Source organism: Paludisphaera mucosa (genome assembly GCF_029589435.1).
GTDB classification, from domain to species: domain Bacteria; phylum Planctomycetota; class Planctomycetia; order Isosphaerales; family Isosphaeraceae; genus Paludisphaera; species Paludisphaera mucosa.
On sequence record NZ_JARRAG010000002.1, the window covers coordinates 2,932,265 to 2,952,544 of the forward strand.

At 71.7% G+C, this 20,280-nt stretch carries 8 protein-coding genes; all 8 read left to right on the top strand.

Going from position 1 to position 20,280, the window contains the following annotated elements; all coding sequences use genetic code 11:
- Window positions 1-20 precede the first annotated feature (20 nt).
- The 8 genes from PZE19_RS20925 to PZE19_RS20960 all read left to right on the top strand — a co-directional run bounded on the left by PZE19_RS20925 (window position 21) and on the right by PZE19_RS20960 (window position 20,264).
- A complete protein-coding gene (locus PZE19_RS20925; RefSeq protein WP_277862541.1) occupies window positions 21-6,761 on the top strand; it encodes a type I polyketide synthase in 6,741 nt (2,246 codons plus the stop codon).
- On the top strand, window positions 6,758-13,309 hold the full coding sequence (locus PZE19_RS20930; RefSeq protein WP_277862542.1) for a beta-ketoacyl synthase N-terminal-like domain-containing protein: 6,552 nt from the start codon (window positions 6,758-6,760) through the stop codon (window positions 13,307-13,309). The genes PZE19_RS20925 and PZE19_RS20930 overlap by 4 nt, the downstream gene beginning before the upstream one ends.
- 43 nt (window positions 13,310-13,352) lie before the next feature.
- Entirely contained in the window at window positions 13,353-14,405 is a 1,053-nt protein-coding gene (locus PZE19_RS20935) for a 3-oxoacyl-ACP synthase III (RefSeq protein ID WP_368411375.1), read from the top strand.
- A 5-nt stretch (window positions 14,406-14,410) separates the two neighbouring features.
- Window positions 14,411-15,367 (top strand): alpha/beta fold hydrolase, encoded by a 957-nt coding sequence (locus tag PZE19_RS20940; protein ID WP_277862544.1) that lies wholly within the window; start codon window positions 14,411-14,413, stop codon window positions 15,365-15,367.
- A complete protein-coding gene (locus PZE19_RS20945; protein WP_277862545.1) occupies window positions 15,351-17,075 on the top strand; it encodes a fatty acid CoA ligase family protein in 1,725 nt (574 codons plus the stop codon). The genes PZE19_RS20940 and PZE19_RS20945 overlap by 17 nt, the downstream gene beginning before the upstream one ends.
- Complete coding sequence (locus PZE19_RS20950; protein ID WP_277862546.1) at window positions 17,072-18,091, top strand: NAD-dependent epimerase/dehydratase family protein; 1,020 nt, start codon at window positions 17,072-17,074, stop codon at window positions 18,089-18,091. The genes PZE19_RS20945 and PZE19_RS20950 overlap by 4 nt, the downstream gene beginning before the upstream one ends.
- Before the next feature lie 78 nt (window positions 18,092-18,169).
- Complete coding sequence (locus PZE19_RS20955) at window positions 18,170-19,387, top strand: Tm-1-like ATP-binding domain-containing protein (RefSeq protein ID WP_277862547.1); 1,218 nt, start codon at window positions 18,170-18,172, stop codon at window positions 19,385-19,387.
- 28 nt (window positions 19,388-19,415) lie between these two features.
- Window positions 19,416-20,264, top strand: coding sequence for a phosphoenolpyruvate hydrolase family protein (locus PZE19_RS20960; protein ID WP_277862548.1), 849 nt, complete (start codon window positions 19,416-19,418; stop codon window positions 20,262-20,264).
- Window positions 20,265-20,280: the final 16 nt, after the last annotated feature.

The following is a 20,280-nucleotide window of genomic DNA, read 5'->3' on the forward strand; positions in this document are numbered from 1 at the left end:
ACGCTCGAAAGGGAAGTGACTTGAATCAGGCCGATTCCCCGCCTCCCGTCCCGGTGGCCATCATCGGGATGGGTTGCCTGTTCCCGAAAGCGGAAGACCTCGAGCGCTACTGGTCCAACATCCGCGACCGCCTGGACGCGATCACCGAGGTCCCGGAGACGCACTGGCGCGCCGAGGACTACTTCGACGCCGACCCCAAGGCGCCCGACCGGACCTACGCCCATCGCGGCGGCTTCCTCGCCCCGGTCGACTTCCCGCTGCTCGACTTCGGCATCGCCCCCAACGCAATCGAGGCGACCGACACGTCGCAGCTCCTGGGGCTCCTGGTGGCGCGCCAGGCGCTGGAGGACGCCGGCTACGGGGCGGGCGGACGGGAATTCTCGCGCGACCGGACGAGCGTCATCCTGGGGGTGACGGGGACTCTCGAGCTGGTGATCCCCCTCGGCGCGCGTCTGGGCCACCCGATCTGGCGGCGGGCGCTGGCCGAGGCGGGCGTCGACCGCGACACGGCCGACGACGTCGTCCGCCGGATCGCCGGCTCGTACGTCGGCTGGCAGGAGGCGTCGTTCCCGGGCCTGCTGGGCAACGTGGCCGCCGGCCGGATCGCCAATCGGCTCGACCTGGGCGGCTCCAACTGCGTCGTCGACGCCGCCTGCGCCAGCTCTCTGGGGGCGGTGAACCTGGCGCTGCACGAGCTGGCCTCGGGCCGTTGCGACGTCGCCCTCTCCGGCGGCCTCGACACGTTCAATGACATCTTCATGTACATGTGCTTCAGCAAGACCCCGGCGCTCTCGCCCTCGGGCCACGCCCGGCCGTTCGCGGCCGAAGGCGACGGCACGACCCTGGGCGAAGGGCTGGGGATCCTCGTCCTGAAGCGGCTCGAAGACGCCGAACGCGACGGCGACCGGATCTATGCGGTCATCCGCTCGATCGGCTCGGCCAGCGACGGCGGCGGCCAGGCGATCTACGCCCCCAAGGCCGCCGGCCAGGCCAAGGCCCTGCGGCGGGCCTATCAGCAGGCCGGCATCGCCCCCGGGACCGTCGAGCTGGTCGAGGCCCACGGCACCGGCACCCGAGTCGGCGACGGCATCGAGGTCGAGGCCCTGGAAGAAGTCTTCCGAGCGGGAGGCACCGGGGCCCGCTCGTGCGCCCTGGGGTCGGTCAAGTCGCAGATCGGCCACACGAAGGCGGCGGCCGGCGCTGCGGGGCTCGTCAAGGCGGCCCTGGCGCTCCACCATAAGGTGTTGCCGCCGACGATCAAGGTCGACCGGCCCCTCGAACGCCTGGCGGCCGACGACTCGCCGTTCTACCTCAACACCGACATCCGGCCCTGGCTGGGCTCGGCCGACCATCCCCGCCGCGCCGCCGTCAGCGCCTTCGGCTTCGGCGGCAGCAACTTCCACTGCGTCCTCGAAGAGGCCCGGCCCGACCGGCCGGCCGTCGACTGGGGCGGCGACGTCCAGGTCCTCGCCTACGCGGCCGACGACGCCCGAGCGATCGAGGCCCTCCTGCCGGCCTGGACCGACGCCACGACCTGGGCCCAGGTCCGGACCGAGGGGGCGAGGAGCCGAGAGGCCTTCCGCGCCGACCGCCCGCTGCGACTCCTGATCGTGGCGAAGCGCGGCGAGACGACGCCGGAGGCGCTGATCGCAGAGGCCCGCGAGCGGCTCTCAGGCACCCTTGCGACGCCTACGAAGCGGATCTTCCTCGGGAAGGGCGAAGTCGCCGGTCGGCTGGCGTTCCTCTTCCCGGGCCAGGGCTCGCAGTATGTGGGAATGACGCGTGACCTGGCTTGCCGATTCCCCCGCATGCTCGCCGCCTTGGAACTCGCCGATCGCGAGACCGCGGCCGCGCTCGACGGCACCAGGCTCAGCCACCATATCTTCCCTGCGCCGTCCTTCTCGGAAGAGCGACGGGCTCGCGACGACGACGCGCTACGCGATACTCGCCGCGCCCAGCCGGCCATCGGGGCCGTCTCGCTGGGGATGCTCGGGATCCTGGAGGACTTCGGCGTCCGGCCCGAGATGACCGGCGGCCACAGCTTCGGCGAGTTGACCGCCTTGCACGCGTCGGGGCGGATCGACGCGGCCTCGTTGATGCGGCTGGCGGCCGAACGCGGGGCTTTGATGGGCCGCTGCGCCGGCGGCGAGGACGCCGGCGCCATGCTCGCCGCGTTCGCGCCGGCCGACGTGCTCGCCGATCTGATCCGAGAGCACGCTCTGGACGTCGTCGTCGCCAACAAGAACGCCCCTCGACAGTGCGTCCTGTCCGGCCCCGCGGCGGAGATCGCCCGCGCGGAAGGCCTGCTCCGCGAGGCCAGGGTCAGCGCCCGGCGGCTCCCGGTCGCGGCCGCCTTCCACAGCCGGTTCGTCGCCGACGCCCGCCGCCCTTTCCGGGAAACGCTCGACGGCGTCGTGGTCGGCCCCGCGGCGATCCCGACCTTCGCCAACTCCACCGCCGAGCCGTATCCCGACGCGGCCGCCATCGCCCGCGACCTCCTGGCCGACCAACTCGCCCGGCCGGTCGAGTTCGAGGCCATGATCGGGGCCATGCACCGCGAAGGGGCCCGCCTGTTCGTCGAGGTGGGGCCCGACTCCAAGCTCTCCGGGCTCGTCGCCGCGATCCTTGAAGGCCGCGACCACGCCTGCGTCGCGATCGACGCCGCCCGCGAGACGAACGGCCTGGTGGGTCTGGCCGTCACGCTCGCCGCGATCGCCGCCTCGGGCCGCCCCGTCGACCTCGCTCGCTGGGACGCGGGCCACCCCTCCGCGGCGCCCGTCGGCAAGAAGGCCGGCCTCACCGTCCCGGTCTGCGGCGCGCACCCGACCCCGAATCGACCGCCCGAGCCGGCCCTTCACGCCCCGAAACCTTCGGCGACACCCCAACGAGCCAGCAAGCCGACCGTCGCGATCGACGCGGCCGAGAAACCGCCGGCGCGCAACGGGACCCTTCCCGCGCCTTCCGGGCCAACCCAGCCACGAGCCCCCTTCGAGCGGACCATGAACGCCCCCGACCGCCTGCATCTCCCCTCGTCGAATGGCAATGGACACGCCCACGGACTCGCGCACCCCGTCGAGCCGCAGCGCGAATCGCCCCGGCCGGCGCCTGCACCCGAGTCGGCCCCCGCGCTCCAGCACGCCCACGACCACCTGATCGCGTTCCAGCAGCTCGCGCAGCAGACGGCCCGCCTGCACCAGCAGTTTCTGGAAGGTCAGGAGACCGCCCAGCGCACCTTCCAGCTTCTCCTCGAACATCAACTCCGACCGGGATCGTTCGTCCCCTCGCCGACGGCCCCGCACCCCGTCGTCGAGCCCGTTCGCGCCGCCGCCCGAGCGGTCGAATCCGCGAAGCCCGTCGTCGTGTCCCCGCCAATCCCGGCCCGAACCACCGTCGCCGCCCCTCGCCCCGAAGCCGTGAAGGTCGAGGCCCGCCGGGTCGAGCCGACGCCGGCTCCCATGGTCTCCGTCGCGGCCCCATTTGAGGCGTCTCCGGTCGCGGCGGTACTTCTGTCGGTGGTGTCGGAGAAGACGGGGTACCCGGAGGACATGCTGGAATTGGGCATGCGGCTCGACGCCGACCTGGGGATCGACTCGATCAAGCGGGTCGAGATCCTCTCGGCCCTGCAGGACCGCCTCCCCGACGCCCCCGCCGTCGGGCCCGACCAGCTCGGCTCCATCCACTCCCTCGGCGACATCGTCGCCCTCCTCGGCGTCGCCACGCCGGTCGCGGCCCCCGCATCGGCCGCCGTTCCGGCCGCTGCCGGCCCCGACGTGGCGGCGGTGCTTCTGTCGGTGGTGTCGGAGAAGACGGGGTACCCGGAGGACATGCTGGAATTGGGCATGCGGCTCGACGCCGACCTGGGGATCGACTCGATCAAGCGGGTCGAGATCCTCTCGGCCCTGCAGGACCGCCTCCCCGACGCCCCCGCCGTCGGGCCCGACCAGCTCGGCTCCATCCACTCCCTCGGCGACATCGTCGCCCTCCTCGGCGTCGCCACGCCGGTCGCGGCCCCCGCATCGGCCGCCGTTCCGGCCGCTGCCGGCCCCGACGTGGCGGCGGTGCTTCTGTCGGTGGTGTCGGAGAAGACGGGGTACCCGGAGGACATGCTGGAGCTGGGCATGCGGCTCGACGCCGACCTGGGGATCGACTCGATCAAGCGGGTCGAGATCCTCTCGGCCCTGCAGGACCGCCTCCCCGACGCCCCCGCCGTCGGGCCCGACCAGCTCGGCTCCATCCACTCCCTCGGCGACATCGTCGCCCTCCTCCAGGTCGGTCCCATGATAGCGCCGGCACCCGCGGCCGTTCCGCGCGTGAATTCTGAGGCGGCCGAGCCCTCCCCGCAGCCGACCCGCCTGGAGCGGTTGGCCCCGAGGCCCCGGGCCGTCGCGTCGGTAGATCATCGCGAGCGGGTCGAACTCGCCGCGGGTGCCGAGATTTGGATCACCGAAGACGGCTCTCCGCTGACGCCCGCCTTGAATGCGGCCCTGAAAGAGCGTGGTTTCAAGCCGCGGGTCGTCGGGCCGGAAGGGCTCCAGGTGACGGCCGCGACTCCGAGCGGCCTCATCCTCGTCGCTCCCGACCGGGCCGATTCGGACTTTCTGAAGCAGGCGTTTCGGCTCATCCGGACGGTCGGCCCAGGGCTCCGCGGTCGTCGCGCGTCGGCCCTGCTAACGGTCTCGCGGCTGGACGGGGCGTTCGGCCTGAACGGGCTCGATCCGGCGATCGAGCCGACATCCGGCGGGCTCGCCGGCCTGGCGAAGACCGCCGGGCGCGAGTGGCCCGAGGTGAGCTGCAAGGCGGTCGACCTCGACCGCGCGACGAGCGACCACGCCGACGCCGCCCGGCGCATCGTCGAGGAGCTGATGCGGCGGGGCCCGGCCGAGATCGGCCTGTCGGCCCGGGGGACGGTCGAGATCGCGCTCGAACGGGTCGAGTGGACCTCGGGCAACCACCGCCGCCGACCGGTCCTGGATCGCGGCGACCTCGTGGTGATCACAGGCGGGGCGCGGGGCATCGCTGCGGAAGCGGCGGTCGCCCTCGCGGAGACGTACCATCCCGCCCTGCTGCTCCTGGGACGGACTCCTGCCCCGACCGGACCCGAGCCCGCCTGGCTCGCCGCCGCGGGCGACGAGGCGGCTGTCCGCTCCGCGCTGCTTCGCCACGCGACCGAACCGACGCCCCCGCCGAAGGTCAACGAGCAGGCTCGCCTGATCCTCGCCCGCCGCGAGATCGCCGTCGCGCTCGACCGCATCCGCGCGGCCGGCGCCGAGGCGGTCTACGAGGCCGTCGACGTCCGCGACCGCGAGGCCGTGCGGGCGGCGATCACCCGGGCGCAGGGCCGCTTCGGTCACGTTCGGGGCGTCATCCACGCCGCCGGCGTCCTCGCTGATCGCCGCATCGAGGACCAGACGGACGCCCAGTTCGACCTCGTCTACGACACCAAGATCGATGGACTGCTCTCGGTCTTCGAGGCCGTCGATCCTGGGGACCTCCGCGCCATCGCGGCCTTCTCGTCGTCGACGGCCCGGCTCGGCCGCGTCGGCCAGGTGGCATACGCCGCGGCCAACGAGGTCCTCAACAAGTGGTGCCAGGCCCAGGCGCGTCGGCTGCCGGAATGCCGTGTCGTCGCCTTCAACTGGGGCCCGTGGGAGGGGGGCATGGTGACGCCTTCCCTCCGCACCGTCTTCGAGCGGGAAGGCGTCGGCCTGATCCCCATGGCCGAGGGCGCGGCCCTCGTCGCACGCGAGCTTCAGGAATCGCGCGAGAACCCGATCGAGATCGTCGTGCTGGCCGACCCCCCGCAGCCCGGGCCGGGCCGGCCGGAAGGTCGAGCGGAGCCGGAGCGAGTCGCAACGTCGGGAGAGGCCGACGCCGTCGACGCCGAGCTGAGGCCCGCCTTCGAGCGGCTCGTCGACGTCCAGGCGTTCCCCGTACTTCGTTCGCACGTCATCGACGGCCATGCGGTCCTGCCCATGGCCCTGATCATGGAATGGCTCTGCGAGGCCGCCGTGCATCGACACCCCGGACTGGTGGTGGCGGGTCTCGACGACTTCCGACTATTCAAGGGTGTCGTCCTCCGCGACCACAAGGCCGTCCCCGTGTCGCTGCGGGCGGGCAAGGGCGAATTTCGCGACGGATCGTGGGTCGTCCCCGTCGAGATGCGTGGCAGGCTCGGCGAAGGCCGCGAGGTCGTCCACGCGCGAGCCACCGTCACCCTCGCCGATCGGCACGTCGAGGGGGCCAGGACTCTCGAAGAGAGCACACTCTTCGCCATGGACGACGATCGCGAGGCGATCTACGACCGGGTCCTTTTCCACGGCCCGGCGATGCAGGCCCTGGAGCGGGTGGAAGGGTGCGACGATCGGATGATCGCGGCCCGGGCCTCGACGTCCCCCGCGCCGGCGGAATGGATCGCCCGGCCCCTCCGTCGCGAGTGGTTGACGGACCCGCTGGCGATCGATGCGGCGTTCCAGTTGATGATCCTCTGGTGCCGTCAGATGTTGAACGCCAATTCGCTGCCGACGGCCGTCGGCTCGTACCGCCAGTTCCGCCGCAGGTTCCCGGCGGAGGGGGTCCGCGTCGTGGCGGTGATCCAGCGGGCGACCGACCTGACGGCCGTCGCCGACGTCGAGTTCCTCGACGATCGAGGCGGGCTGGTGGCCCGGATCGAGTCGTACGAGTGCGTCGTCGACGCCTCGCTGAACCAGGCCTTCCGCCGCAACCGGCTGACCCACCACCAGGCGGTTGCAAACCCCCGATGACCACGCGACGAACCGGCGGGGTGGCGATCGTCGGCTTCGGCGCGGCCTTCCCGGGGGCCTCGGACGCGCAGGCCTTCTGGCGGCTCGTGTCCGAGGCTCGCGACGCGGCGACCGAAGTCCCCCCGGGACGATGGTTGCTCGACCCGGCGCAAGCCTTCGACCCCGAGATCGCCCGCCCCGACCGGGTCTACACGACGCGCGGCGCGTTCCTGGCCGACGAGGCTCTTGAAGTCGACTGCGAAGGCCTCGACGTCGATCCCGCGCTGGTGGATCGCCTCGACCCCGCATTCCGGCTGGCCCTCCGCACGGCGACCGAGGCGTGGCGCTCGGCGCGGACGTCGGCCGTCGACCGCTCGCGCGTCGGCGTGATCTTCGGCCACATCGTCCTGCCGACCGAGACGACCTCGGCGTTCACGCGCGCGACGATCGGCCGGGAGATCGAGGAGGCGCTCGGCGTGGCCGCCCTCGAACCTTATCAGTTCGAGCCCCGCAACGCCTTCCCGGCCGGGGCGCCGGCGCGGCTCGTGGCGCAGGCCCTGGGCCTGGGCGGCGCGGCGTACACGATCGACGCCGCCTGCGCGTCGTCGCTCTACGCCCTGAAGCTGGCGTGCGACGAGCTGCTCTCGGGCCGGGCCGACGCGATGCTCGCCGGCGGAGTCTCGCGGCCCGACGCGCTCTACACCCAGATGGGCTTCTCGCAGCTCCGGGCCCTATCGGCCCGCGGCCGCGCGGCTCCGTTCGACGCCGAGGGCGACGGCCTGATCGTCGGCGAGGGGGCGGGCTTGTTCGTGCTGAAACGGCTCGAAGACGCCGTCGAACAGGGCGATGCGGTCCTCGGCGTCATCCGCGGCGTCGGCCTCTCCAACGACGTCCGCGGCGACCTGCTCGCCCCCAGCAGCGAGGGCCAGTTGCGAGCCTTGCGCTCGGCTTATGAGCAGGCCGGCTGGGAGCCCGACGACGTCGACCTGATCGAATGTCACGCCACCGGCACTCCGCTCGGCGACTCCGTCGAGCTGGAGAGCCTGAAAACCCTATGGGCCGACCTGCCCCGGCCCGTCGAGCCGGGCTTTTGCGTGCTCGGGTCGGTGAAGTCGAACGTCGGCCACATGCTCACGGCCGCCGGCGCGGCCGGACTGCTGAAGGTCTTGCTCGCGTTCCAGCACAGGACCAGGCCGCCGACCGCCAACCATCGGACATCTTCGGCCCGCGTCCCCCTGGAGGGGAGCCCGTTCCGGGTGCTCCGGGCCGCCGAACCTTGGCCCGAGCCCGCGGCAGGCCGCCCTCGACGCGCCGCGATCAGCGGCTTCGGCTTCGGCGGGATCAACGCCCACGTCCTGATCGAGGAGTGGACGGGCGAGAATGCGGGGCCGGCGACGGCTCGCGAGGCCTCGGCGGCCGAGGCCGTCGCCATCGTCGGCCTGGCGGCCCGATTCGGCCGGGATTCCGACCTGGACGCCTTCGAGCGGCGAGTCCTGGCCGGCGAGCCGGGAGAGGTGGGGCGGGAGGCGAGGATCGAAGAACTAGGCCTCCGGCTGGGCCGCTTTCGGATCCCCCCGCGCGAACTGGAAGAGATGCTGCTCCAGCAGTCGGCGACGCTCCTGGTCACGGCCGACGCGATCGCCGACGCGAACTGGTCGCCCGAGTCCGCCCTGAGTTCGGGCGTGCTCGTCGGCCTGGGCCTCGACCTGAACGCCACCAACTTCCAGCTTCGCTGGTGGCTGGAATCGCGGGCGTCGGCATGGAACCGGGAGCAGGGCTGGGAGCTGACCGACGTCGAGCTGGCGGCGTGGGTCGCCGAGGCCTGCGACGCGATCCAGCCCGCGCTCACCGCCAACCGGACGATGGGATCGCTCGGCGGCCTCGTCGCCAGCCGGATCGCCAGGGAGTTCCGCATCGGCGGGCCCAGCTTCACCACGTCGAGCGACGAGGGATCGGGCCTGGACGCCCTGCGGATCGCCGCCGACTGGCTGGCGCGGGGTGAGCTGGACTCGGCCATCGTCGCCGCCGTGGACCTCGCCGCCGATCCCCGCACGAGCCTCGCGGCGCGCAGGCTGGCTGCCGAATCCGGGCTGGAGGGTCTCAAGACCGGCGACTGCGTGGTGGCAATGGTCCTGAAACGCCGAAACGACGCCCTGCGCGACGGCGACCGGATCTATGCGATCCTCGGCGACCACAAGAGCGGCCTACCCGCGATCATCCTGGACGCCCCGCGCGGCTCTCTCGGCTGGACCGGCGCGGCCGAGGGCCTCGCGACGGTCGCCGCGGCGGCTCTGGCCCTAGACCGCTCGGTCGTCCCCCCTTCGGGCCGCTGGTCCGGGGGGACGGCGGACGGTCGGTCGCCGAGCTATTGGCCCCATAACCGCGACGAGGGGACACGATCAAGTCGGGTCGAAGTGCGAGGGCTGGACGGCACGTCTCGGTCGATCGTCCTGGAGGCTGTCGAGAGCGACGGCGTCCGACCGCTCGATCCCGCCCCGATCGCCCTTTTTTCGGTGTACGGCGGCAGCGTCGAGGAGCGGCTGCGCCGGCTCGACGAGCTGGCGACCCTCGTTTCCGGAGTAGGCGAGCGGACGATCGATCAGATGGCGGCGGCATGGTGGCGCGTGGCTTGCGAGCATGCATCCGACGGTCCGGGCCTGAGCTTCCTGGCGGCCGACGCCGCCTCCCTCGCGAGGGCCGTCGCCGAGGCTCGCGACGACCTGACGAGCGGCCATCCGGCTTCGCGGTCACGGCCGACGGCGGACGTCGAGGTTTTCGAGCCGGCCGCAGACGGTGACGGCCCGCCGCTCGTCGCGTTCACTTATCCGGGCCTGGGCGCGGCTTATCCCCAGATGGGCGCCGAGGTTTCGGCCCTCTGGCCCGAACTGATGCGCGACCTGGAGAAGCGCTACGCGACGCTGCGCGACCAGTTCGTCCCCGAAAGATGGTGGAACGGCCCCGGATCGATCCCGTGCGACGACCACCGGCCGGCGATCCTGGGGCAGATCTCGGTCGGCTCGCTGATGACGTCGCTGTTCCAGAAACTGGGCGTCCGCCCCGTCGCCGCGGTCGGCTACAGCCTGGGCGAGTCCGCCGCGCTCGTCTCGCTCGGGGCCTGGGACGATCGCGACGCCATGGTTCGGCGGCTGATGGACTCGCCGCTCTTCGCCACCGAGCTGGCCGGCCCCTGCCTGGCCGCGCGGCGAGTCTGGGGGCTCGCGGACGACGAGCCCGTCGACTGGGTCGCGGCGCTCGTCCCGCGCTCGCTCGAACAGGTGCAGTCGGCGATCGGTCTCGAAGCTCGCGTGTACGTCCTGATTCGCAACGCGGCCGACGAGGTCGTGATCGGCGGTCGGGGCGACGCCGTGCGTCGCGTGATCGAGACGATCGGGTGCCCGGTCCTGCCGCTGCCGATGGTCAGCACCGTCCACTGCCCGATCGGCCGCGACGTCGAGCCGGCCTACCGGACGCTCCACGAGCTGAAGACGTCGCCCGTGCCCGACGTCACGTTTTACAGCGGCGTCTGGGGGAGCGGCTACCATCCCGACCACGGCACCGCGACGGCCGCCGTCACCGCGCAGGCCTCGCGGATGATCGATTATCCGGCGGTCGTCGAGAAGGTCTACGCCCACGGCGTCCGCGTGTTCGTCGAGATGGGGCCCGGCGCCGGCTGCACCCGCCTCGTCGGTCGCATCCTCCAGGGCCGTCCCCACCTGGCGGTCGCCGCCGACGAGGCTGAAGGCGACGCGCTCCGATCCGTCTTACGGGCCATCGGGGCCCTGATCGCCGCGGGCGTGCCCGTCGACCTGGACTTCCTCTACGCTCGCGTAGAGGATCGCCCGGCCGCGGGCCGCGAAGAGGGCGTCCGGGAGATCGTCGTCGTGCGCCGCGACCCGCCTCTTCGGCTGCCGACGCCTCCCCGTATCGCGCGTCCCGTCGCGGCCGTCTCTACGTCCGTCGTCACTGAACCGATCTCCATCCCGGACCCTGCCGCGAGCCTCACGCCAGCCATGCCCGAACCGATCCTCACGCCGACCCTCTCGCCGTTGAGCCGCAGCTTCCTGGCCTCGCAGCAGGCGACGGCCGACGCCCACGAGGTCTTCCTGCGGCTCTCACGCTCTTATACCGATGCGCTCGGCCGGCAAGCCGGGGCCGTGCTCGACGCCATCGGCTCGGGCGAGTCGTGGAGCCCCGCGATGGCGACGCCCGTCGCCGAAGTCACGCCCCTCGCGCCGCGGCGGTCCGACGTTGCCCTGGACCGCGACCAGTGCCTGGAATACGCCGTTGGCTCGATCGCGGCGGTTCTGGGGCCCGAGTACGCCGAGATCGACGCCCACCCTACGAGGGTGCGGTTGCCGGACGAGCCGCTCATGCTCGTCGACCGGATTATGAGCGTCGAGGGGACCCAGTTCTCGCTCGACCATGGCCGGGTCGTGACCGAGCACGACGTGCTCCACGACGGCTGGTATCTCGACGGCGGCCGAATCGCGGCCTGCGTGGCGATCGAGGCCGGGCAGGCCGACCTCTTCCTCTCGGGCTGGCTGGGGATCGATTTCGTCACCAAGGGCCACGCCGTCTACCGGCTCCTCGACGCCACCGTGACGTTCCACGGCCCGCTGCCCGCCCCGGGCTCGGTGATCCGCTACGACATCCGGATCAGCGGCTTCTTCCGCCAGGGCGAGACCCACCTCTTCCGGTTCGAGTTCGTCGGGACCGTCGACGGCGAGCCGTTGCTGACGATGAAGGACGGCTGCGCGGGGTTCTTCTCGGCCGGAGAGCTGGCCGCCGGCAAGGGGATCGTCCCCCGGCCGCTCGACTCCCAGCCCCGCGCGGGCAAGCGGCCCGAAGACTGGCGCGAGCTGGCCCCGACCACGCCCTGCAGGCTCGACGCCGCCCAGGTCGACGCCCTCCGCGCCGGCGACCTGGCCGCGGCGTTCGGTTCGCCCTTCGACCGGCTCGACCTCGCGGATCCGCTGACGTTGCCGGGCGGGCGGATGACGCTCGTGCATCGCGTCGAGGCGTTGGACCCGAAGGGGGGCCGCTTCGGCCTGGGCCAGATCCGCGCCGAGGCCGACGTCCATCCCGACGACTGGTTCATGGTCTGCCACTTCGTCGACGACCGCGTCATGCCCGGCACGCTCATGTACGAGTGCTGCCTGCACACGCTCCGCATCCTCCTGACCAGGATGGGATGGGTGGGCGCGGCCGACCGCGTCCGCTTCGAGCCGATGACGGGCGTCGCCAACCGCCTGCGATGCCGGGGCCAGGTGACGGAGTCGACCCGGGTCGTGACCTACGAGGTGACGATCAAGGAGTTGGGCTACGGTCCCGAGCCGTTCGCGATCGCCGACGCCCTGATGTACGCCGACGGCAAGCCGGTCGTCGAGTTCACCGACATGGGCCTCCGCCTCGCCGGGACCGACCGCGCCGAGGTCGAGACGCTCTGGGATGCGGCCCGTTCCAAGGAAGGCGGCCCGGCCGCGTCGGCCCTGGTCTACGGGCCCGACCAGATGGCGGCGTTCGTCGAGGGGAAGCCGTCGGAGTGCTTCGGCGATCGCTTCCGGCCGTTCGACGAGGGCCGATTCATCGCCCGCTTGCCCCGACCGCCTTACCAGTTCCTCGACCGAGCGACGATCCTCCAAGGGGCGCTGTGCGAGCAATCCGTCGGGACGACGGCCGTGGCCGAATACGCCGTACCGCCCGACGCCTGGTACTTCGACGCCGACCGCCAGCCCCACATGCCCTACGCGGTGCTGCTCGAAGCGGCGCTCCAGCCTTGCGGCTTCGTCTCGGCCTTCATGGGCTCGGCGCTGTTGAGCGACGAGCCCATGAAGTACCGCAACCTCGGCGGCCGGGCGACGCAGCATCGGGTCATCGACCGGAGCAGCGGCCTTATTACCACGACGGTCCGCGTGACCAAGATCAACCGCTCGGGCGGGATGATCCTCCACCATTTCGACATGAGCGTCCGCGACCGCGAGGGCGTCGTCTTCGACGGCGACACCTTTTTCGGCTTCTTCCCGCTCCAGGCGCTCGAGAACCAGGTCGGGATCCGCGAGGCGTCGCCGTACGTGCTCACGCCCGAGGATCGGGCGGAGTCGCGGTCGTTCCCCCTCCCGGATCGCGCGCCGCTGCCGGAGCGGCGCTGGCGGATGGTGGACCGTATCGTCGCGCTGACCATGACCGGCGGCCCGCGCGGGCTGGGCTTCGCGGCGGGCGAGACCGACGTCGATCCCTCGGCCTGGTTCTTCCAGGCGCATTTCCTGGGCGACCCGGTCTGGCCCGGGTCATTGGGCTTGGAATCGCTGCTGCAACTCCTTAAAGTCTTTGCTGAAGCGAGATGGGGCGTCGACGCTCGCACCGTGTTCGATTCGCCCGGGATCGGCGCGGAGCACGGCTGGACCTACCGCGGCCAGATCACGCCCGGCAACCGCGTCGTGACGACCCAGGCGTGGATCACCGGCGTCGACGACGCGCGACGGCGCGTGACGGCCGACGGCCTCCTCTCCGTCGACGGCAAGGTCATCTACCAGATGACGAACTACACGCTCGACGTCCGCCCCGAGTGATCGACATCCTCCCAGCCAACCGGTGGCCGCCCTGATGGCATCGATGAAATATCAGAACGTCTTCGTGGAGGCGTTCGGCTACGAGGTCGCCCCGGTGGTCGTCTCGTCGGCCGAGCTGGAAGAGCGGCTCGCGCCGGTGTACGACCGGCTGCACCTCAACGTCGGCCAGCTCGAGGCCCTGACCGGGATCGTCGAGCGGCGCTGGTGGGAGGTGGGCCACCGCGTCTCCGACGGCGCGGTCGTCGCGGCCTCGCGGGCGCTCGAGGCGGCCGACCTGCCGGCCGACAAGGTCGAGGCCGTGGTCTACGGCGGCGTCTGCCGCGAGCACTACGAGCCCGCCACGGCCTGCCGGGTTGCGTCGGAGCTGTCCGTCAACCCGGGGGCCGTCGTCCACGACGTGAGCAACGCCTGCCTCGGGGTGATCGACGGCATGATCGACGTCGCCAATCGGATCGAGCTGGGCCAGATCCGCGCGGGGCTCGTCGTGGCCTGCGAGACGGCCCGCGAGATCAACGACGTGATGATCGCGCGGATGCTCCAGAACCCCACGATGGACTTCTTCAAGCACGCCCTGGCGACGCTGACCGGCGGTTCGGGGGCCGTCGCCGTGCTGCTGACCGACGCCTCGCTCTCGCGCTCGAAGCGGCGACGGCTGCTCGGCGGCGCGGTGCGCACGGCCCCGCAGCACCACGAGCTTTGCCGCTGGGGCGTCGAGGACGCCGACCCGGCGACGCCCGGCCTGCTCCGCGCGTTCACGTCGACCGACTCCGCCGCCGTCCTGAGCCACGGAGTCGAGCTGGGGGTCAAGACCTGGCAGGCGTTCCTGGGCAGCCTGGGCTGGATCAAGGAGAAGGTCGACCGCGTGATCTGCCACCAGGTGGGGGGCTCGCACCGCGACGCCATCCTGCGGTCGATCGGGGTGCCGATCGAGAAGGACTTCTCGACGTTCGCCTACCTCGGCAACATGGGGACCGTGGCCCTGCCCCTGACCGCCGCCATCGCCGAGGACCGCGGCGTCCTCCGCCCCGGCGATCGGACCGCGTTCCTGGGGATCGGCAGCGGTTTGAACTGCCTGATGCTGGGGTTGGAGTGGTGATCGGGATGACGACGACGGCCGCGCTTCGCACTTCGAGCCCCGAATTGTCCGCGTTCCTCGCCGCCCACCCCGGCCGCGACTGGAAGCGCGACGGGATCCGCCAGCACTACCTCGACGAGGGCCATGGACCGCCGGTCGTGATGGTCCACGGCAACCCGACTTGGTCGTTCTATTATCGCCGGCTGGTCGAGGCGCTCAGCCCGACCCACCGCGCAATCGTCCCCGACCACATCGGCTGCGGCCTCTCCGACAAGCCCGACGACTCGCGGTACCGCTACACCCTGGAGAGCCGCGTCGACGACCTGGAACGCCTGCTCGACCACCTTGGCGTCCGCGAACGCGTCTCGCTCGTCGTCCACGATTGGGGCGGGATGATCGGGACCGCCTACGCCGCTCGGCACCCCGAGCGGATCGCGAAGATGGTCGTCATGAACACGGCCGGCTTCCACATGCCGGCCGCCAAGTCGTTCCCCTGGGCGCTCCACGTCTGCCGCGACACGCCCCTGGGCGCCTGGACGGTCCGAGGCCTGAACGCCTTCGCACGCGGCACGGCCTGGATCGGCTGCAAGAACGAGCGGATGCCGCGGTCGCTCCGCGACGCCTACGCCGCGCCTTACGACGACTGGTCCAACCGCATCGCCATCCACCGTTTCGTCCAGGACATCCCGCTCCGCCCCGGCGACCGGGCGTACGACCTGGTGAGCTGGGTCCAGGACCGCCTTCCGCTGCTCGCGGAGGTCCCGATGCTCCTGGCCTGGGGTATGAAGGATTTCGTCTTCGACGAGCCGTTCCTCAAAGAGTGGGAGCGTCGCTTCCCGGCCGCCGAGGTCCACCGCTACCCGAACGCCGGCCATTACGTCCTGGAAGACGAGGCCGCGAGCCTGGTCCCCCGGATCCGGGACTTCCTGGCCGGGACCGGAACCAGGCCGACGGGGGGGCGAGCCGATGGCTCCGAGGGCTGACGCGGTCGTCGAAGGCAGGCCCGGCGCCTCGACCAACATCGCGGGCCGGCTCCACGACATCGCCCTGCTCCAGCCGCACCGCGCTGCGGTCGTGGTCCCGCAGGGCCGGGGCGCGGCGGGGAAGATGCGCTACGCGCACTTCACCTTCCGCCAGCTCGACGCCGACAGCGACGCCCTCGCCGCCGGCCTGATCGCCGACGGCGTCGAGCGGGGGACGCGTGCGGCCGTGATGGTGCCCCCCGGCCTGGATTTCTTCGCCCTGGTCTTCGGCCTGTTCAAGGCGGGCGTCGTCCCGGTCCTGATCGACCCGGGGATGGGTCTCAGGAGCCTCGGCCAGTGCATGGACGAGGCCGAGCCTGCGCTCTTCATCGGCATCGGCAAGGCCCTGGTCGCCCGCCGCCTGCTGGGATGGGGCGGCCGCACCGTGCATCGGACGATCCTCGCGGGCCGCGGCGGTCGCCTGCCGATTCTCCGCGGGCGATCGCTCGACGACCTGCGCTCGCGCGGGCGCGCCGCAATCGCCGGCGGCCACGTCGCTGCCCCGGTCATGCGGGGCGTCCGCGGCGACGAGCCGGCGGCCATCCTGTTCACCAGCGGGAGCACCGGCCCGCCCAAGGGGGCGGTCTACACGCACGCGATCTTCGAGGCCCAGGTCGCCTGTTTTCGGAACCTCTACGACATCCGGCCCGGCGAGGTCGACCTCTGCACCTTCCCGCTCTTCGCCCTCTTCGCCCCCGCCCTGGGGATGACTTCGGTGGTGCCGCGGATGAACCCGACGCGGCCGGCGAAGGTCGAGCCCGCCAGCCTGTTCGAGGCGGTCGACGACTTCGGGCCCACGAACCTGTTCGGCTCGCCGGCGCTGCTGAAGCGAGTCGGACCGGCGGGCGTGGCCGCGGAGATGAAGCTGCCGACCTTGCGGCGGGTCGTCACGGCCGGCGCCCCGTCCTCGCCCCGGGTGCTGGAGACGTTCGCCCGGCTGCTCGCCCCCCCCGCGCAGGTCTTCACGCCCTACGGCGCGACGGAGTCGCTCCCGGTCGCCTCGATCGGCAGCGATGAGATCCTCGGCGAGACTCGTCACGAAACCGATCGGGGCCGCGGCGTCTGCGTCGGCTTCCCCTGCTCGACGGTCCAGGTCCGCATCATCCGCATCGACGACGGCCCGATCGCGACCTGGAGCGACGACCTGGAGACGGCCCAGGGCGAGATCGGCGAAGTCGTCGTCTCGGGCCCCGTCGTCACCCGGGAGTACTTCGGCCGCCCCGAGGCCACCGCCCTCGCCAAGATCGCCGACCCCGAGCGTGGGACGTTCCACCACCGGATGGGGGACGTCGGCTACCTTGACGATCGCGGCCGGCTCTGGTTCTGCGGCCGGAAGTCGCATCGGGTCGTGCTGGTCGACGAGACGCTCTTCACGATCTGCTGCGAGGGGGTGTTCAACGCCCACCCCGACGTGGCCCGCACCGCGCTCGTCGGGGTCGACCGGCCTTCGGGCAGGGTCCCGGTCCTCTGCGTCGAGCCGGCCCGTCGCCTCGGCCGGAGGGATCGCGCCCGGGTCCGCGACGAACTGACGGCCTTGGGCGCGGAGCACGAGCACACGCGGAAGATCAAGACGATCCTGTTCCACCGCTCGTTCCCGGTCGACATCCGCCACAATTCCAAGATCTTCCGCGAGAAGCTGGCGGCGTGGGCCGCGGGGAAGACGCCATGAGCCTCGATCCCGACCGGCCCGTGCTGGTCACCGGCGGCGGCGGATTCCTCGGCTCGGCCGTGGTCGCGATGCTCCGCGAACGCGGCCAGCCCGTGAGATCCCTGACGCGGAGGCATTACCCGCGCCTCGACGCCCTGGGGGCCGAGCAGGTCGAGGGCGACGTCGCGGACGTCGCGACGGTCGACCGCGCCGCGGCAGGTTGCCAGGCCGTCTTCCACGTCGCGGCCAAGGCGGGCCTCTGGGGCCCCGAGCACGAATACCGCCGCACCAACGTCGTCGGCACCGAGAACGTCCTCGCCGCCTGCCGCAAGCACGGCGTCCGCAAGGCGGTCTACACCAGCTCGCCGAGCGTCGTCTTCCACGGCACCGACCTCGAAGGGGTCGACGAGTCGGTCCCCTACCCCGACCATTACGAGGCCGCTTACCCCGAGACGAAGGCCATCGCCGAAAGGCTCGTGCTGGAGGCGAACGACGAGGCCCTGGCGACCGTGGTCCTCCGGCCGCATCTGATCTGGGGGCCCGGCGACAACAACATCCTGCCGCGGATCTACGCCCGCGCCCGCGCCAATCGGCTCTTCCGGATCGGCCGTCGTAACCCCCTGATCGACCTGACTTACATCGACAACGCCGCCGCGGCGCACCTGCTCGCGGCCGACAAGCTCGACGTGGGCTCGGCGATCGCCGGCAAGGTGTACTTCATCGCCCAGGGGCAGCCGGTGCCGCTCTGGGACATGGTCGACCGCTTCCTGGAGATCGCCCACCTGCCTCCGGTGAGGCGGACCGTCCCGCGCGGCCTGGCGATCGCGATCGGCAGGGCCCTCGAGGGCGTCTACCGGACCTTCCGGCTCAAAGGCGAGCCCAGGATGACCCGGTTCCTCGCCCACGAGCTGTCCACGGCCCATTGGTACAACCTCGAAGCCGCGCGCCGAGACCTCGGCTACGCCCCCCACGTCGGCATCGAGGAAGGCCTGCGCCGGCTCGCCGCCTCGCTGCACGAAGGCCCGCCCGCGACTTGACGCGGGCCCCGGGCCCGGCGATGGTTGGCGCATCATGATCTCGACCGCGAGCCACGCCTCGACGAGGAGAGCCCCGCGATGCAGCCGGCCGTCTATGCGATCGCCACGATGGACACCAAGGGCCGCGAGCTGCAGTTCGTCGCCGAGCGCCTCCGCGAGGCCGGCGTCGCGGTCCGCACCGTCGACGTCGGCACCCAGCACGAACCCCAGGCGACGCCCGACCTCTCCCTTCGCAAGCTTTTCCCCCCGCCGCACAAGGCCGAATCAGGTGGGCCTTCCAGCCGGGCCGACGCCGTCTCGGCCGCGTCGAAGGTCCTCACGGGCTTCCTCGTCGCCGAGCACGGCCTGGGACGGGTCGCGGGGGTCGTCGGGATCGGCGGCAGCGGCGGGACCGCGCTCATCACGCCGGCGATGCGGGCCCTGCCGATCGGGCTGCCGAAGCTCATGGTCTCGACCGTCGCCAGCGGCGACGTCTCGGCCTACGTCGGCTGCAGCGACCTGGTCATGACGCCATCGGTCGTCGACGTGGCCGGCCTGAACGTCGTCTCGCGGACGGTGCTCGCCAACGCCGCGCACGCGATGGCGGGGATGGTCCGGGAATTCAGGCCCGTGAAGGTCGAACGTCCCGCACTCGGCCTCACGATGTTCGGTCTCACCACGCCGTGCGTGGACGCCGCACGCGTGGCCCTGGAGGCGCTCGGCTACGATCCCCTGGCCTTCCACGCGACCGGGGTCGGCGGCCGCGCGATGGAGAACCTCGTCGCTTCCGGGATGATTCAAGGGGTCCTCGACGTCACCACCACGGAGGTCGCGGACTACTTCATGGGCGGAATCTTCCCCTGCGTCGAGGATCGATTCGAAGCTCAGATTACGGCGGGCGTCCCCTGCGTCCTGAGCCTCGGCGCGCTCGACATGGTGAACTTCGGCGCGCTGGACACGGTCCCCGAGAAGTATCGCGGCCGGCGGCTCCATCGCCACAACGACCAGATCACGCTCATGCGGACGACGCCCGAGGAGAACCGCCGGATGGGCCGCTGGATCGGCGCCAAGTTGAACGGCTGGAAGACCCCGGTCGCGCTGCTGATCCCGGAGCATGGCCTGTCGGGCCTCGACGCTCCCGGCCAGCCATTCCACGACCCGGAAGCCGACGCCGCCCTTCTCGAGGCGATCGAGGAGGTCGTCGTGCCGACCGAAGATCGGGCGATCCAGAGGTGCCCGCGGCACATCAACGATCCGGAGTTCGCCCAGGCGCTCGTGCAAGCCTTCCTGACGCTTGCAGGCCGGGTGCGTGATTGAGTTCGACGAGAAGGACCGGAGAGACGACATGGCCGAGTCTCGTGCGACGATCCTGGAACGGTTCCGGAAGAAGGTGGACGCCGGCCTGCCCATCGTGGGCGGGGGCGCGGGGACGGGTCTGAGCGCCAAGTGCGAGGAGGCCGGCGGGATCGACTTGATCGTGATCTACAACTCGGGCCGGTTCCGCATGGCCGGCCGGGGATCGCTCGCCGGCCTCATGCCGTACGGCAACGCCAACGCCATCGTCAAGGAGATGGCCTACGAGGTCCTGACCGCGGTCAAGACGACTCCGGTCGTCGCCGGCGTCTGCGCGAGCGACCCGTTCCTTTTGCTGGACCCGTTCCTCGCCGAGTTGAAGACCCTGGGCTTCGCCGGGGTGCAGAACTTCCCGACCGTCGGCCTGATCGACGGCGTCTTCCGCGCCAATCTCGAGGAGACGGGGATGGGCTTCGGCCTGGAGATCGACTGCATCCGTCGCGCCCACGAGCTGGACCTGCTCACGACCCCCTACGCCTTCGACACCGACCAGGCCCGGGCCCTGACCGAGGCCGGCGCCGACGTGATCGTCGCGCACATGGGGCTGACGACGAAGGGGAGCATCGGCGCGAAGACCGCGCGGTCGCTCGACGACTGCGTGCGCGAGGTCGAGGCGATCGTCGCCGCGTCGCGGTCGGTCCGCCCCGACGTCTTCGTCCTCTGCCACGGCGGCCCGATCGCCATGCCCGACGACGCCCGCTACGTCCTCGACCGCGTCGCCGGCCTCGACGGCTTCTACGGCGCCAGTTCGATGGAACGACTCCCGACCGAAGAGGCCGTCGCGCGGCAGACCCGCGATTTCATGAGCCTGCGGCTGCGCCGCGACCGGGAGACGGCGTGAACGCAGATCGGCGGCG